General features: G+C 62.0%; 18 protein-coding genes. 14 read left to right on the forward strand and 4 right to left on the reverse strand.

The features are described 5' to 3' along the window. Window positions 1–14: 14 nt before the first annotated feature. Complete coding sequence (locus CK228_RS17950) at window positions 15–1,271, reverse strand: cyclopropane-fatty-acyl-phospholipid synthase family protein (protein ID WP_095788715.1); 1,257 nt, start codon at window positions 1,269–1,271, stop codon at window positions 15–17. A gap of 281 nt (window positions 1,272–1,552) precedes the next feature. Between CK228_RS17950 and CK228_RS36325 the strand changes: the two genes are divergently transcribed. From CK228_RS36325 to CK228_RS17975, 6 genes are all read left to right on the forward strand, one after another. Then, window positions 1,553–1,687, forward strand: coding sequence for a hypothetical protein (locus CK228_RS36325; RefSeq protein WP_257784390.1), 135 nt, complete (start codon window positions 1,553–1,555; stop codon window positions 1,685–1,687). Window positions 1,688–1,857: 170 nt separating this feature from the next. Next, the gene (locus tag CK228_RS17955; protein ID WP_095788716.1) at window positions 1,858–2,148 is read left to right on the forward strand and encodes a Dabb family protein; all 291 of its coding nucleotides are present in this window, start codon (window positions 1,858–1,860) and stop codon (window positions 2,146–2,148) included. 93 nt (window positions 2,149–2,241) lie between these two features. Next, complete coding sequence (locus CK228_RS17960) at window positions 2,242–3,132, forward strand: VOC family protein (RefSeq protein ID WP_095788717.1); 891 nt, start codon at window positions 2,242–2,244, stop codon at window positions 3,130–3,132. Continuing rightward, a complete protein-coding gene (kdsA, locus tag CK228_RS17965) occupies window positions 3,129–3,989 on the forward strand; it encodes a 3-deoxy-8-phosphooctulonate synthase (protein WP_019858015.1) in 861 nt (286 codons plus the stop codon). The genes CK228_RS17960 and kdsA overlap by 4 nt, the downstream gene beginning before the upstream one ends. Window positions 3,990–4,072: 83 nt before the next feature. After that, window positions 4,073–4,276, forward strand: a complete 204-nt coding sequence (locus tag CK228_RS17970) for a dodecin family protein (protein WP_095775775.1) — start codon at window positions 4,073–4,075, stop codon at window positions 4,274–4,276. Between the two features lie 83 nt (window positions 4,277–4,359). Next, on the forward strand, window positions 4,360–4,725 hold the full coding sequence (locus CK228_RS17975; protein ID WP_032933411.1) for a PRC-barrel domain-containing protein: 366 nt from the start codon (window positions 4,360–4,362) through the stop codon (window positions 4,723–4,725). Between the two features lie 61 nt (window positions 4,726–4,786). Here the strand turns inward: CK228_RS17975 and CK228_RS36330 are convergent, their stop codons facing one another. Further along, complete coding sequence (locus tag CK228_RS36330; protein ID WP_095775774.1) at window positions 4,787–4,912, reverse strand: hypothetical protein; 126 nt, start codon at window positions 4,910–4,912, stop codon at window positions 4,787–4,789. A gap of 199 nt (window positions 4,913–5,111) precedes the next feature. On the opposite strand from CK228_RS36330, the gene eno reads away from it, so the two are divergent. Continuing rightward, complete coding sequence (eno, locus tag CK228_RS17985) at window positions 5,112–6,386, forward strand: phosphopyruvate hydratase (protein ID WP_095788718.1); 1,275 nt, start codon at window positions 5,112–5,114, stop codon at window positions 6,384–6,386. Between the two features lie 168 nt (window positions 6,387–6,554). Here eno and CK228_RS17990 read toward each other — a convergent pair whose 3' ends face one another. Then, window positions 6,555–7,151: a gamma carbonic anhydrase family protein gene (locus CK228_RS17990; protein WP_095775772.1), complete on the reverse strand. Its 597-nt coding sequence runs from the start codon at window positions 7,149–7,151 to the stop codon at window positions 6,555–6,557. Further along, window positions 7,148–7,666 (reverse strand): MarR family transcriptional regulator, encoded by a 519-nt coding sequence (locus CK228_RS17995; protein ID WP_179295960.1) that lies wholly within the window; start codon window positions 7,664–7,666, stop codon window positions 7,148–7,150. Before CK228_RS17995 ends, CK228_RS17990 begins: the two co-directional genes overlap by 4 nt. 216 nt (window positions 7,667–7,882) lie before the next feature. On the opposite strand from CK228_RS17995, the gene CK228_RS18000 reads away from it, so the two are divergent. The 7 genes from CK228_RS18000 (at window position 7,883) to lpdA (ending at window position 14,648) form a co-directional block, all read left to right on the forward strand. Then, on the forward strand, window positions 7,883–8,206 hold the full coding sequence (locus CK228_RS18000; RefSeq protein ID WP_044550389.1) for a septum formation initiator family protein: 324 nt from the start codon (window positions 7,883–7,885) through the stop codon (window positions 8,204–8,206). Window positions 8,207–8,399: 193 nt separating this feature from the next. Then, complete coding sequence (gene pdhA, locus CK228_RS18005) at window positions 8,400–9,437, forward strand: pyruvate dehydrogenase (acetyl-transferring) E1 component subunit alpha (RefSeq protein WP_095788720.1); 1,038 nt, start codon at window positions 8,400–8,402, stop codon at window positions 9,435–9,437. A gap of 14 nt (window positions 9,438–9,451) precedes the next feature. Beyond that, a complete protein-coding gene (locus CK228_RS18010) occupies window positions 9,452–10,837 on the forward strand; it encodes a pyruvate dehydrogenase complex E1 component subunit beta (protein ID WP_095788721.1) in 1,386 nt (461 codons plus the stop codon). Between the two features lie 18 nt (window positions 10,838–10,855). Then, the gene (locus tag CK228_RS18015) at window positions 10,856–12,232 is read left to right on the forward strand and encodes a pyruvate dehydrogenase complex dihydrolipoamide acetyltransferase (protein ID WP_095788722.1); all 1,377 of its coding nucleotides are present in this window, start codon (window positions 10,856–10,858) and stop codon (window positions 12,230–12,232) included. A gap of 14 nt (window positions 12,233–12,246) precedes the next feature. Next, on the forward strand, window positions 12,247–12,531 hold the full coding sequence (locus tag CK228_RS18020) for a hypothetical protein (protein ID WP_245438057.1): 285 nt from the start codon (window positions 12,247–12,249) through the stop codon (window positions 12,529–12,531). 19 nt (window positions 12,532–12,550) lie between these two features. Further along, window positions 12,551–13,186, forward strand: coding sequence for an SGNH/GDSL hydrolase family protein (locus CK228_RS18025; RefSeq protein WP_095775767.1), 636 nt, complete (start codon window positions 12,551–12,553; stop codon window positions 13,184–13,186). A 16-nt stretch (window positions 13,187–13,202) separates the two neighbouring features. Next, on the forward strand, window positions 13,203–14,648 hold the full coding sequence (gene lpdA / locus CK228_RS18030; protein WP_095788723.1) for a dihydrolipoyl dehydrogenase: 1,446 nt from the start codon (window positions 13,203–13,205) through the stop codon (window positions 14,646–14,648). Window positions 14,649–14,694 lie beyond the last annotated feature (46 nt).

Here is a 14,694-nt window from a genome sequence, read left to right on the forward strand (position 1 = left end):
GACGCGTGTAAAGCCTACGCCTTGTAGACCACCTGCCGCACGTCGATGTAGCTGGCGCGGAAACCGGCTTCGCAATAGTGCAGGTAGAACTCCCAGAGCTTCTTGAAGCGGTCGTCGAAGCCGAGAGGCACGATCTTCTCCCAGGATCCCCAGAAGCGGTTGCGCCATTCGGCGAGCGTGCGCGCATAGTCGTTGGGAAACACGCGCTCACACAGATGCGCGAGGCCATGGTCCTTGCCGAGCGCCTTCAGGATCGACGGTGTTGGCAGCATGCCGCCCGGGAACACATAGCGCTGGATGAAATCCGGCCTGGCGCGATAGGTGTCGTAGGAGGCCTCGTTGATGGTGATGATCTGCAGGCCCGCGGTGCCGCCGGGCCTCAGGCAGGACTTCATCTTCGAGAAGAACACCGGCCAGTATTTCTCGCCGACCGCTTCGAACATCTCGATCGAGGCGATTCGGTCGTAAGTCCCTGTTTCGTCGCGGTAATCCTGCAACTTGATGTCGACCTTGTCGGCAAGCCCGGCCTTGGCGATGCGTGCCTTGGCGAAATCGTGCTGTTCGCTGCTGATCGTCAGCCCGGTTACGCGGCAGCCGATTTCGCGTGCCGCGAATTCGGCAAAACCGCCCCAGCCGCAGCCGATCTCCAGCACATGGTCCTTTCCGCCGATACCCGTGTCCCTGGCCAGCGCCCGATATTTGGCGGCCTGGGCGCTCTCCAGGTCGTTGGCGCCATTCGCGTAGAGCGCCGAGGAATAGGTCATGCTCGGATCGAGCCACTCCTTGTAGAAGGCGTTGCCGAGATCGTAATGCGCCGAGATGTTGCGCTTCGAACCGGTGCGTGTGTTCTCGTTGAACCAGTGGCGGATGCGCTGGACGGTGTTGATGAGCCAGCTGGCGCCGCCAGCGACGCGTTCGCCGATCGCCGAATTGACCACGAACAATTCCAGGAAGCTGGTGACGTCGGGGCTTTCCCAATCGCCGTCCATGTAGGATTCGGCAACGCCGATCGTACCGCCGGAAAAGGCGCGGCCTGGCAGGCGCCAGTTCTTGAGCACCAGCTCGGCGTCCGGGCCGGGCCCCTTGCCGCCAACCAGAACGGCGCGGCCATCCGGCATCCTGACCTTGAGCGAACCGCGCGGCAGGTTCATTGCCGCCGACAGCACCATGCGCGCCTTGGCGGGCAGGCCCTTGACGATCTCGGCGAAATTGAACTCGTCGAGCCTGACCGCTTCGCCCGGCGCTACGCTTTGATGGTCCCCGTCTGCCATTTCACGCCCCTGGATTTCCGTGGTGCCGGCGCAAATTGCCGGGTCACGGTTCTCTTGGATCATTCGCCAGGTTCGAAAGCCTTGCCTGTCCAGGTAGCTCCCAGTGCTTCCCAGTGAATGCCTGCCACAATCTTCCACGTGATGAGGGGGAACTTCAAGAGGCAGGCCACTGGCTGGGCTGTGCCACGTGGCGTCTGGCATCGGCGCCTTGCGTCAAGTTGCTGCTGTCCACGATCCAAAACGTCTATGGCCGTCGCAGCGCATGTGCGATAGCTTTAGCCATGCGTTATGTAATCGTCATTGCGGCAATCGCGTTTTTCCTGATCTGGGACGGTCTCTACAACCAGGGCCGGTATCTCGACATCTCGGTCAGGGAGCTCAACCACGTCGTGCGTTACGTGACCGGCAAGGCCTGAATTTCCCTCCCGAAGAGCGCAGCCTGGCGCGTCGCACGACGTGCCCGGCGCCGCGGGATTGGCACCCGCATCGTTTGGGGCGCGTCGCAAGGACGCGTGGCGCCATGAACGGTTGACGCGACGAAACCGCCGTCACAAAAGACCCCGGCATTCAGATCGAGGAGGCGGGATTGATCCGGCATATCGTTTTCTTCAGCGCGCGGCGCAAGGAGGTTGTGGAGGCGGTGCGCACCGGCCTGCTGGCGCTCGGCAAAATTCCGCATTCCAGTTTCTTCGAGGTCACTTTGAACACCAAGGTCGACCCGCTGTCGGATGAAATTGATGTCGTCGTCTACGCCGAGTTCGCCGACGACGCGGCGCTGGCCGCCTACAAGGCGCATCCGCTCTATGCGCAGACCACAGCCAAGGTCAAACCGTTACGCGAACTGCGCTATTCCGCCGATGTCGTCGCCGGCAGCTGATCCCGGGCGCGGTTCTGGATCTCGACAAGTGCCTGCGGCCGCCGACCGGAAACGGCCTTGAACCGCGCTCCCGAATGATGCACACCGCGCCCGATGACCGACAGACCAACCACCGGCACGCATCCGCTTGACCATCTCGTTCTGCCGACGCAGAACCTCGAGGTGGCGCGAGCCCGGCTCACTGCGCTGGGCTTCGTCGTTGCGCCGACCGGTGTCCATCCCTTTGGAACGGTAAACTGCTGCGTCTTCCTCGCCGACGGCACCTATCTGGAGCCGCTCGCGATTGGCGATGAGCAGGCAGCGATCGATGCGACGGCCGCCGGTAACGTCTTCGTCGCGCGCGATCGCCTCTATCGCGACAGCCGTGGCGATGAGGGGTTTTCGGCTGTGGTCCTGGCGACCGACAATGCCGATGCCGACCATGCACGCTTTGTCGGCGCCGGTCTGTCGGCGGGAGACATTCTGAGCTTTTCGCGCGCTTTCGCCGATACGTCGGGCAAGAGCGATATCGCATCGTTCAAGCTCGCCTTTGCTGCGACCCGCGGAGCAACCGACGCGTTCCTGTTTGCCTGTCAGCGGATCAATGCGCCTGACTTGGACCGTACGGCTTTGCAGGCCCACGCCAATGGCGCCACCGGCATTTTGGAGGTGGTGGCGATCAGCGACCAGCCCGCCGAACAGCATAGGCTGGTGTCCATCGCGGCGAACGATCCTGCTGCCAGCGGCGAGGGCGGGGCGTTTTTCCTGCCAAACGCAACCTTGAGCGTGCTCGACCCCAAATTCTTCACCGCTCGCTTTGGCATTCCGGCGGGTTCGTCCACGAAGCTGCGCTTCGCCGCGATCGTCTTTGCTGTCCGCAGCATCGATGCCACGTCGAGCCTGCTTGCAGCCAATGCTGTCCAGCACGATATAGCGGGCACTGATATTGTCGTGCGGCCGGCATCCGGACAGGGCGCGGCTTTCATCTTCCGGGAGATACAATGAACAAGCCCCAAGTGCCCAATTCGATGGCACCCAATTCGTCGGTAACGGTCGGTAATGTCGTGTTCGACAACAAGGCGGCTTTGGCGCTGATCGCCGGCCCATGCCAGTTCGAGTCGCGCCAGCATGCCTTCGACATGGCCGGCGCGCTGAAGGAACTGACTGCCAAGCTCGGCATCGGCCTCGTCTACAAGACCAGCTACGACAAGGCCAACCGCACCTCGCTGTCGGCAACGCGCGGCGCCGGCATGGACGCCGCACTTCCGGTCTTCGACGAGTTGCGCAAGGAATTTTCGCTCCCCGTGCTGACCGATGTCCACACCGAGGAACAGTGCGCGATCGTCGCGCCGCATGTCGATGTGCTGCAGATCCCAGCCTTTCTGTCGCGCCAGACCGACATGCTGGTCGCCGCCGCGAAAACGGGCAAGGTCATCAACGTGAAGAAGGGGCAGTTCCTCGCGCCCTGGGATATGAAGAATGTGGTCGCCAAGATCACCGGTTCCGGCAACGCCAATGTGCTCACTACCGAGCGTGGCGCGTCCTTCGGCTACAACACGCTGGTGTCTGACATGCGCGCGCTGCCTGTCATGGCCGAGATCGGCGCGCCGGTGATCTTCGACGCCACGCATTCGGTCCAGCAGCCAGGCGGGCAGGGCGGCTCGTCCGGTGGCGAGCGCCGCTTTGTCGAGACGCTGGCCCGTGCGGCCGTAGCCGTCGGTGTCGCCGGCGTCTTCATCGAGACCCATCAGGATCCTGACAATTCGACCTCTTCCGATGGGCCCAACATGCTGCCGCTGAAGGATATGCCGGCCCTCCTGGAAAGGCTGATGGCTTTCGACCGGATCGCGAAGGGCCGCTGAGCCCTGCGCTTCCTGCCGTGCTTGTGGTCGGGAGGGGCCGGTTGTACGCTTGGCCGGCAAATGCGTGTTGCCAGGAGGAAGCCGTGTCCGTCGCCCGCGTCACCGAAATCACCTCGTCGTCGAAGAAGAGCTTTCAGGACGCCATCGAGAAGGGAATCGCCCGCGCTGCGAAAACCCTGAAGAACGTGGAAGGCGCCTGGATCCAGGATCAGAAGATCGTCGTCGAGGACGGCAAGATCGTTGCCTATCGCGTCAACATGAAGGTGACTTTCATCCTCGCGGAGTGATTGGCCGACGCCGAAAAAGTCGGGAACTTTCACCCGCGCCCCTCATTGTCAAAGCAGAGTTCAACGACAACGAGGAGCAGATTATGACAACACAGACAGGCCACACCGAAGCCATAGCCGCTTCGCGCGTCATCGGCACGTCGGTCTACAATACTGAAGGCAGGAGCATCGGCAGCATCGAGGACATCATGCTCGACAAGACGTCGAACGGCATCATGTTCGCGGTGATCGGCTTTGGCGGTTTTCTCGGCATCGGCGAGAAGTACCACGCCATTCCCTGGGCCAGCCTCGACTACGACGAGAACAGGGGCGGTTATGTCGTGCCCTTCTCGAAGGAGCAGCTGAAAGCAGCACCCGCCTATTCGATCAACGAACTGGCCGGCGCGGATGGCGAGGCGGCGCGAGACGCATCCTATGAATATTACAAGGTCACGCCCTACTGGCACTGATGCAGCCACGATCAAAAAGGGCCCCGTCTCGACGGGGTCCTTTTTTATTCAACACGAACGCCTATTCGCTGGTGCTCAACGCCGACAAAGGCGCAAGGGCCTTTGGCGGCGATTGCTGTGTGTCGCACGACGTCAGCAACGCCGCCGCGATCAGGAACAAACTGACGATACCGCTTAACTCGGACATGGCGAAACTCCTCCTGTTTCGCCCCGCGCGACAACAGCCATAACCCGAAATGGATGTCCGGGCGCATGACTTATCATGACAGAAATTTGCGCTTCGTGAATCGGGCTGGTGGCACTATTCGGCCATGGCCGGATTGCCTTTTGCGTCGCTTTGGCTAAGACGGGCGCGACCTTTCGTCAGATCAATCGGGGACATCGCAATGACCGCCATCATCGACATTGTCGGACGTGAAATCCTGGACAGCCGTGGAAACCCGACCGTCGAGGTCGATGTCGTACTCGAAGACGGTTCGATGGGCCGCGCCGCGGTGCCGTCGGGCGCCTCGACCGGCGCCCACGAAGCCGTCGAGCTTCGCGACGGCGGCGCCCGCTATCTCGGCAAGGGCGTGCTCAAGGCCGTAGAGGCGGTCAATGGCGAGCTGTTCGAGGCGATCGGCGGCATGGAAGCCGAGAACCAGATCCATATCGACCAGACCATGATCGAGCTCGACGGCACGCCCAACAAGAGCCGGCTCGGCGCCAATGCCATTCTCGGCGTTTCGCTGGCGGTGGCGAAGGCTGCTGCCGACACGGCCGGCCTGCCGCTCTATCGCTATGTCGGCGGCACCAAGGCGCATATCCTGCCTGTGCCGATGATGAACATCATCAATGGCGGCGCCCATGCCGACAATCCGATCGACTTCCAGGAATTCATGATCCTACCGGTCGGCGCGCCGACTTTGCGCGAAGGCGTGCGCTGGGGCTCGGAAATCTTCCACACACTGCGCAAGAAGTTGAAGGATGCCGGCCACAACACCAATGTCGGCGATGAGGGCGGCTTTGCCCCGAACCTGAAGAGCGCGCCGGTGGCGCTCGATTTCATCATGGAATCGATCGAAAAGGCAGGCTTCAAGCCGGGCGAGGAAATCGCGCTTGGCCTCGATTGCGCCGCCACCGAGTTCTTCAAGGACGGCAATTACGTCTATGAAGGCGAGAAGAAGACGCGCGATCCCAAGGCCCAGGCCAAGTACCTCGCCAAGCTCGCCGCCGACTATCCGATCATCTCGATCGAGGACGGCCTTGCCGAGGACGACTGGGAAGGCTGGAAGTATTTGACCGACCTGATCGGCAAGAAGACGCAGCTGGTCGGCGACGACCTCTTCGTCACCAACACGGCGCGTCTACGCGACGGTATCCGCATGGGCGTTGCCAATTCGATCCTGGTCAAGGTCAACCAGATCGGCTCGCTGACGGAAACGCTCGATGCCGTCGAGACCGCGCACAAGGCCGGCTACACCGCTGTCATGTCGCACCGTTCGGGCGAAACCGAGGATTCGACCATTGCCGATCTCGCCGTCGCCACCAATTGCGGGCAGATCAAGACCGGTTCGCTCTCTCGCTCGGACCGCATGGCCAAATACAACCAACTGATCCGCATCGAGGAAGAGCTTGGCAAGCAGGCGAGTTACGCCGGCAAGTCGGTGTTGAAGGCCTGATCCGGGAATTCCAGGGAATGTGTAGGCGGGTCATTCGCTGCCGCCAACGCGCGTCACACGGCCTCGTGTGACGCGCTGCGCACCCTCGGTCCTGGCCCCATGAGCAAGCTTTGGGCGACATGCACTGCCGAGCTCGAACTGGAACGCTTCTGCTGTGGCGGGAAGCGCTCAAGCGCTTTCCGTGCGATGCACGCCTAGCGCCAACGAGAGGTCTGCAGTGATTTTCTGCATCATATCCGGCGAGTCTCGCTCGACACCGTAGACGAAGCCTGGGAAATCGAGCGGTTTCTGGTGAGACCAGATCGCTTCATGCTGGTCCGGAGGCAGAATCTGAGCTGGATTGCCGACGGCAATCCAGCCGATCGGTACGACCGTACCAGGTTCGAGGCGGGTACGCAGGTGAACGATGCCATTGATGCGGACTTCCGATCCGCGGCCTACGTGCGCACCATGGAACACCGCCGCGCCTGTAGCGACAAAAACGTCATCGCCGATTTCCGCGCCAACCACGTGGCTGTTAGGGCCTACAAGGCAATGGTTCCCCATGGTGCAAGGATGACTCGCTGTGGCCCGGATCACTGCATTTTCCAACACGATACAGTCGCGGCCAATGCGAATTGAGCCGCCCGCCTCCGCCACAAGGCGGGCGCCGTGCATGATCCGGCTGCCAGCGCCAATGACGACATCGCCACATACTGTGGCATCCGGGGCGACCCAAGCATCGGTGTCGATCGCAGGCGAATGCCCTGCATAAGAAACGATCATCGCTCGCTCTCCTCTCTCTCGATCTCAGCCGCGCGGCAGCCGATCGGGCAAATCTCATGCCCGCAAAGGTCATGCTCGCAGAGGCGACACGTTGTTCTCGCGAAAGCGCGGGAAGTCGTCGCGCCGGCAAGGATCTCGTCCAGCATGGAAGCAAAGTGCCGCCGCTTGTCCGGCCGCAGCGCAGACAGCAATCCGTCGAGCGCGGCGAGCCGAAGAGCTTGCATTTCCCTTACCTGGGCGTGGCCAGTCTCCGTCAGCGACAGCGGAGTGACGCGACCCACCGGGCTGCCACGCACTATCAGCGCCTGCCGTTCCAGGCCGTCGATCAAACGCACGGCTGTCGGTTGACTGACGCCGACGACCTCGGCGAGTTCTGTCGTCGTCAACCCGGGTTTGAAATGCAGCATCGACAGCACCGCCGCAGCACTTGGTGAAAGCTCTCTCAACGAGGCTTCCGTCCTGTCGCGAATCATGGCGCCGAGCGCGCCGAGTTTGTTGGCGTCCAATAAGTGCATAGCGTATGCATATGTTATTTCGGCAGAACGTCAACCGCTTTTCCGCATGCAAGCTGCACGACTGCAAAGGATTGAAAAAAAACGACGGCCGGATGCAACTTGCCGGGCCAGGTCATGCCCCGCTCGCCAAACCCCACGGCACGTAACCGTCCGTTAAGCACAATCGGGCGAAAAAGATGCGAGCCGCATGAGTTCGCGGCCGCGGGGATTCGGATCATGTGGACGCGTCAGCACAAGCAGAGAAATACCGGCCGGCTGATCATCCCCTCGCTTTGCGTGGTGTTTCTCGCCTATTTCGGCTTCCATGCCTATCACGGCGAGTTCGGCATCAATTCGAAATATCAGCTGGAAGCCCAGACCGTTGCTCTGCAGGCTCAGCTTGATGCGATCAAGGCGCGCCGGATGGAACTCGAACGGCGCGTTCGGCTGATGCATGACGGCACGCTGGAGAAGGACATGCTTGACGAACAGGCGCGCAGGGCGCTCAATCTGTCCCAGGCCGATGAAATCACCATCATGCTGCCGGCTTCGTCGAAATAACTGAATTTCAGTTAATCGGCAATATTTTCAATGATTTTAATCGCTTAGGCGCATGCCAGCTATGCAAATTCGTCATGGCGCAACGCTCTAACGCGTGTTAGCCTTGCATAAATCGGTGGGGAGAGCTGATCTTCCCAGGGCGGATTTCATCCTGCCCTAATGTCCGCAAAGAGACGCCAACAGGGAGTGATGCATGGCCACCGCAGCCAGAAAAGCGCCTGCCAAATCCAAATCCGAAGCCAAATCAGGGCTTTCCGCGCCCAAACCTGCCGAATTCACCAAGGATGAGGAGCTTGCCGCGTATCGGCACATGCTGCTCATCCGCCGCTTCGAGGAAAAGGCCGGCCAGCTCTACGGCATGGGCTTCATCGGCGGCTTCTGCCATCTCTATATCGGCCAGGAAGCTGTCGTCACCGGCATGAAGATGGCGCTGATCGATGGCGACCAGATGATCACGGCCTATCGTGACCACGGCCACATGCTGGCCATGGAGCTTTCCCCGCGCGGCGTCATGGCCGAACTGACCGGACGCCGTGGCGGCCTATCCAGGGGCAAGGGCGGCTCGATGCACATGTTCTCCAAGGAAAAGCATTTTTACGGCGGCCACGGCATTGTCGGCGCGCAGGTGTCGCTCGGCACGGGCTTGGCGTTCGCCAACCGCTACCGCGACAACAACAACGTTTCGCTGACCTATTTCGGCGACGGCGCCGCCAACCAGGGCCAGGTCTATGAAAGCTTCAACATGGCCTCGCTGTGGAAGCTGCCGGTGATCTACATCATCGAGAACAATCGCTACGCCATGGGCACCTCGGTGTCGCGCTCGTCGGCCGAAACCAATTTTTCGCATCGTGGCGCCTCGTTCAAGATTCCCGGCATTCAGGTCGACGGCATGGATGTGCGCGCGGTCAAATCCGCCGGCGATCAGGCGACCGAATGGTGCCGCGGCGGCAACGGGCCGATCATTCTCGAAATGCAGACCTATCGCTATCGTGGTCACTCGATGTCCGACCCGGCGAAATACCGCTCGAAGGAAGAAGTGCAGAAGATGCGCTCCGAGCATGACCCGATCGAACAGGTCAAGGCGCGGTTGACCGAGAAGAAATGGGCGACCGAGGACCAACTCAAGGCCATCGACAAGGAGGTTCGCGACATCGTCGCCGACGCCGCCGAATTTGCCCAGAACGATGCGGAGCCGGATCCGTCCGAGCTCTGGACCGATATCGTATTGTAAGGGAGGGCCAGGACATGCCGATCGAAATTCTCATGCCCGCGCTCTCGCCGACCATGGAAGAGGGCAATCTTTCCAAGTGGTTGAAGAACGAGGGCGACAAGGTCGTCGCCGGCGACGTCATCGCCGAGATCGAGACCGACAAGGCGACGATGGAAGTCGAAGCCGTCGACGAAGGCACGCTTGCCAAGATCGTGGTTCCCGCCGGCACCGAAGGCGTCAAGGTCAACGCGGTGATCGCCGTGCTTGCGGTTGACGGCGAAGACACCGACAAGGCCGGCGAAGGTATTGGCGACGAGCCCGCCAAGGCTGAAACGGCTGCGCCGGCGCCAACTGCGGCGAAGAACGAGGCCGCGGCACCTGTCGCGGCGGCGCCGAAGACCGAGATTGCCGCTGACCCGGATGTCCCCGCGGGCACCGAGATGGTCTCGACCACGGTGCGCGAAGCACTGCGCGATGCCATGGCCGAGGAAATGCGCCGCGACGGCGATGTCTTCGTCATGGGCGAGGAGGTCGCCGAATACCAGGGCGCCTACAAGATCACCCAAGGGTTGCTGCAGGAGTTCGGGCCGCGTCGCGTCGTCGACACGCCGATTACCGAGCATGGGTTTGCAGGCGTCGGCGTCGGTGCGGCGATGGCCGGGTTGAAGCCGATCGTCGAGTTCATGACCTTCAACTTCGCCATGCAGGCGATCGATCAGATCATCAATTCGGCCGCCAAGACGCTCTACATGTCCGGCGGCCAGATGGGCGCGCCGATCGTGTTCCGCGGACCGAACGGGGCTGCTGCCCGCGTCGCAGCCCAGCACTCGCAGTGTTACGCCGCGTGGTACAGCCACATTCCTGGCCTGAAGGTGGTGATGCCGTATACGGCCGCCGACGCCAAGGGTCTGCTCAAGGCAGCCATCCGCGACCCGAACCCGGTCATCTTCCTCGAGAACGAAATCCTCTACGGCCAATCCTTCGACGTGCCGAAGCTTGATGATTTCGTGCTGCCGATCGGCAAGGCCCGCATCCACAAGCAAGGCAAGGATGTCACCATCGTTTCCTTCGGCATCGGCATGACCTACGCGGTCAAGGCCGAAGCCGAACTGCGCGGCATGGGCATCGACGCCGAGATCATCGATCTGCGCACCGTCCGCCCGCTCGACCTCGACACCATCATCGCTTCGGTCAAGAAGACCAACCGGCTTGTCGTGGTCGAAGAAGGCTATCCGCAGAGCTCGGTCGGCGACCATATCGCCAACCAGGTGTCGCAGCGCGCCTTCGATTTTCTCGACGCACCGGTCATCACCATTGCCGGCAAGGATGTGCCGATGCCTTATGCGGCCAACCTCGAAAAGCTGGCCTTGCCGAATGTCGGCGAGGTCATCGAGGCAGTCAAAGCCGTCACGTATCGCTGAACCGGCCGGGAGGACAAAATGCCAATCAACATCACCATGCCGGCGCTCTCGCCCACGATGGAAGAGGGCAATCTGTCGAAGTGGCTGGTCAAGGAAGGCGATAAGGTTTCGCCGGGCGATGTCATCGCCGAGATCGAGACCGACAAGGCGACGATGGAGGTCGAGGCTGTCGACGAGGGCACGGTCGCCAAGCTCGTCGTTCCCGCCGGCACCGAAGGCGTCAAGGTCAACGCGCTGATCGCCGTGCTTGCCGCTGAGGGCGAGGATGCGGGCGCCGCCGCGAAAAGCGGTGGCGGTACCGCACCGGCGAAAGCCGAAGCGCCGAAAGCGGACGCTCCCCAGGCTGAGGCACCAAAGGCTGAGGCACCAAAGGCTGAACCTGCTGCCGCAGCCGCTCCGAAGGCAGAGCCGGCTCCGGTCGCCAATGGCCATGCGACTGGCGAGCGCACCTTCGCATCGCCGCTCGCACGCCGTATCGCCAAGGAAGCCGGCGTCGATGTGTCAGCCGTGACCGGCACCGGCCCGCATGGCCGCGTGGTGAAGGCCGATGTCGATGCCGCGATTGCCGGTGGCGGGGCCAGGGCTGAGCCCGCCGCCAAGGCTCCTGCCGGTGCACCTGCCGCCGCTGCTCCGGCGGTGAAAGCGATGTCGGACGACCAGGTGCTGAAGCTGTTTGAACCCGGCTCCTACGAACTCGTCCCGCACGACAACATGCGCAAGACCATTGCGCGCCGGCTGGTCGAGGCCAAGTCCACCATCCCGCATTTTTATCTCACGCTCGACTGCGAACTCGATGCGCTGCTGGCATTGCGCACGCAGATCAATGCCGCGGCCCCGATGAAGAAGACGGAGAAGGGCGAGGTGCCCGCCTACAAGCTGTCGGTCAACGACATGGTCATCAAGGCAATGGCGATGGCGCTGAAGGCGGTGCCGGATGCCAATGCCTCATGGACCGAAAGCGCCATGGTCAAGCACAAGCATGCCGATGTCGGCGTCGCCGTGTCGATCCCCGGCGGCCTGATCACGCCGATCATTCGGCATGCGGATGAAAAGACGCTGTCCACCATCTCCAACGAGATGAAGGACCTGGCCAGCCGCGCCCGCAGCCGCAAGCTGAAGCCGGAAGAGTATCAGGGCGGCACGACGGCCGTCTCCAATCTCGGCATGTTCGGCATCAAGGATTTTGCCGCTGTCATCAACCCGCCGCATGCGACGATCCTGGCGGTCGGCGCCGGCGAGGAGCGGGCGGTGGTCAAGAATGGCGAGATCAAAATCGCCACCGTGATGTCGGTGACGCTGTCGACCGACCATCGCGCGGTTGACGGGGCGCTCGGCGCGGAACTGCTCGTCGCCTTCAAGCGGCTGATCGAGAACCCGATGGGCATGCTGGTCTAGGAAAGGAAAAGGCTGTGCGGAAGTTCTTCACCAGCCTTTTCGCCTTTTTCATTTCCTGGTTTGCCGGCGGTCTGACGGCGCTGGGACTGGCCACCGCAACGGAAGCCCGGGAAGAATACATTCTGGTGTTCATGGCGTCCGCGCTTGTCACCATTGTCGTGACGATTGTGTTTTTCGTTGCGAAGTTTTTTTCGAATGCACCCGCGATCATCGACTCGTCGCCGGCCTGGTCTTGCCAAGCTTGGCCACGGTGCTGGTTCACTGGCTGTTCGTACGCTGGCGGTTGGGGCGCGGTTTGATGAATGCACAGGTGAACGCATGAAGACGGTGCTTTGCTACGGCGACTCGCTGACCTGGGGTTACAACGCCGAAGGCGGGCGTCATGCGCTGGAAGACCGCTGGCCAAGCGTCCTGCAGGCCGGCCTTGGCAGTGGCGTCCAGGTTATCGCCGACGGACTCAATGGCCGCACCACGGCCTTCGACGACCATCTGGCAGGTGCCGATCGCAACGGCGCGCGGCTGTTGCCGACGGTGCTGACGACGCATGCACCGATCGATCTGATCATCATCATGCTCGGCGCCAACGACATGAAGCCTTGGATCCACGGCAATCCGGTCGCGGCCAAGCAAGGCATCCAACGGTTGATCGACATCGTGCGTGGTCATGACTATCCGTTCGACTGGCCGGCGCCACAGATACTCATTGTGTCGCCGCCCGTTGTAAGCCGCACCGAAAATGCCGATTTCAGGGACATGTTTGCCGGCGGCGATGAGGCGTCGAAGCAGCTTGCCCCGCAATATGCGGCGCTCGCCGACGAAGTCGGCTGCGGCTTCTTCGATGCCGGCACGGTGGCGCAAACCACACCGCTCGACGGCGTCCATCTCGATGCCGAAAACACGCGAAACATCGGCAAGACGCTGACATCGGTCGTGCGCGTCATGCTGGAATTGTGACTGAAGGAGAAAATCCGTGGCTGAGAACTACGACGTCATCATCATCGGCTCCGGCCCCGGCGGCTATGTCACGGCGGTGCGTTCCGCCCAGCTCGGCTTCAAGACGGCGATCGTCGAGCGCGAGCATCTTGGCGGCATCTGCCTCAACTGGGGCTGCATTCCGACCAAGGCGCTGCTCCGCTCGGCCGAGATCATGCACTATTCCGACCATCTGAAGGACTATGGCCTGAAGCTCGACGGCAAGGTCAGCGTCGACACCTCGGCCGTCGTTGATCGCTCGCGCAAAGTCTCGCTGCGGCTCAATGGCGGCGTTGCCTTCCTGATGAAGAAGAACAAGGTCGACGTCATTTGGGGCGAAGCCAAGCTGTCGAAACCCGGCGAGGTCGTCGTCTCCAAGACGGCCAAGAAGCCGATGGAACCGCAGCCGCCGGTGCCGAAGGGCGTCAAGGGCGAGGGCACCTACACCGCCAAGCACATCATCCTGGCGACCGGCGCGCGGCCGCGCGCGCTGCCCGGCATCGAGCCGGACGGCAAGCTCATCTGGACCTATTTCGAGGCCATGGTGCCAAAGGAGATGCCGAAATCGCTGCTGGTGATGGGCTCGGGCGCCATCGGCATCGAATTTGCTTCCTTCTACCGCACCATGGGCGCCGAGGTGACGGTGGTCGAGCTGTTGCCGGCGGTGATGCCGGTCGAGGACGCCGAAGTCTCGAAATTCGCGCAAAAACAGTTCGAGAAGCAAGGCATGAAGATCATTCTCGAAGCCAAGGTGACCAAGGTCGAGAAGGGCGCCAACTCGGTCACCGCGCATGTCGAGATGAAGGACGGCAAGGTCGAGAAGATCACCGCCGACCGCATGATCTCGGCCGTCGGCGTCCAGGGCAATATCGAGAATCTCGGCCTTGAAGCGCTCGGCGTGAAGACCGACCGCGGCTGCGTCGTCGTCGACGGCTACGGCAAGACGAACGTACCCGGCATCTACGCCATTGGCGATGTCGCCGGCCCGCCCATGCTTGCCCACAAGGCCGAGCATGAGGGCGTCGTGTGCGTGGAAAAGATCGCCAACTTCCCCGGCGTGCACGCCATCGACAAGCTCAAGATCCCCGGCTGCACCTACTGCAATCCGCAGGTCGCCTCCGTCGGCCTGACGGAAGCCAAGGCCAAGGCCGAAGGCAAGGATATCCGCGTCGGCCGCTTCCAGTTCGCCGCCAACGGCAAGGCGATCGCGCTTGGCGAGGATCAGGGCTTCATCAAGACCATCTTCGACAAGAAGACCGGTCAGCTGCTCGGCGCCCATATGGTCGGCGCCGAGGTGACCGAACTGATCCAGGGCTTTGTCGTCGCGATGAACTTGGAGACGACCGAGGAAGAGCTGATGCACACCATCTTCCCGCATCCGACGCTGTCGGAGATGATGAAGGAGAGCGTGCTCGACGCCTATGGCCGCGCGCTGAACGCATGATAGATTCGCCGCAAGAGACTCAGCCGCGAAAGCCGCAGGAGTTCGA

The organism is Mesorhizobium sp. WSM4312 (assembly GCF_002294875.1).
Classification (GTDB): Bacteria; Pseudomonadota; Alphaproteobacteria; order Rhizobiales; family Rhizobiaceae; genus Mesorhizobium.

Bases quoted from the DNA above. Each gene is read 5' to 3' on its own strand.
- CK228_RS17950 (WP_095788715.1), bottom strand. From the start codon at position 1,271: ATGGCAGACGGGGACCATCAAAGCGTAGCGCCGGGCGAAGCGGTCAGG.
- CK228_RS36325 (WP_257784390.1), top strand. From the start codon at position 1,553: ATGCGTTATGTAATCGTCATTGCGGCAATCGCGTTTTTCCTGATCTGG.
- CK228_RS17960 (WP_095788717.1), top strand. From the start codon at position 2,242: ATGACCGACAGACCAACCACCGGCACGCATCCGCTTGACCATCTCGTT.
- kdsA (WP_019858015.1), top strand. From the start codon at position 3,129: ATGAACAAGCCCCAAGTGCCCAATTCGATGGCACCCAATTCGTCGGTA.
- CK228_RS17975 (WP_032933411.1), top strand. From the start codon at position 4,360: ATGACAACACAGACAGGCCACACCGAAGCCATAGCCGCTTCGCGCGTC.
- CK228_RS36330 (WP_095775774.1), bottom strand. From the start codon at position 4,912: ATGTCCGAGTTAAGCGGTATCGTCAGTTTGTTCCTGATCGCGGCGGCG.
- eno (WP_095788718.1), top strand. From the start codon at position 5,112: ATGACCGCCATCATCGACATTGTCGGACGTGAAATCCTGGACAGCCGT.
- CK228_RS17990 (WP_095775772.1), bottom strand. From the start codon at position 7,151: ATGATCGTTTCTTATGCAGGGCATTCGCCTGCGATCGACACCGATGCT.
- CK228_RS17995 (WP_179295960.1), bottom strand. From the start codon at position 7,666: ATGCACTTATTGGACGCCAACAAACTCGGCGCGCTCGGCGCCATGATT.
- CK228_RS18000 (WP_044550389.1), top strand. From the start codon at position 7,883: ATGTGGACGCGTCAGCACAAGCAGAGAAATACCGGCCGGCTGATCATC.
- pdhA (WP_095788720.1), top strand. From the start codon at position 8,400: ATGGCCACCGCAGCCAGAAAAGCGCCTGCCAAATCCAAATCCGAAGCC.
- CK228_RS18010 (WP_095788721.1), top strand. From the start codon at position 9,452: ATGCCGATCGAAATTCTCATGCCCGCGCTCTCGCCGACCATGGAAGAG.
- CK228_RS18015 (WP_095788722.1), top strand. From the start codon at position 10,856: ATGCCAATCAACATCACCATGCCGGCGCTCTCGCCCACGATGGAAGAG.
- CK228_RS18025 (WP_095775767.1), top strand. From the start codon at position 12,551: ATGAAGACGGTGCTTTGCTACGGCGACTCGCTGACCTGGGGTTACAAC.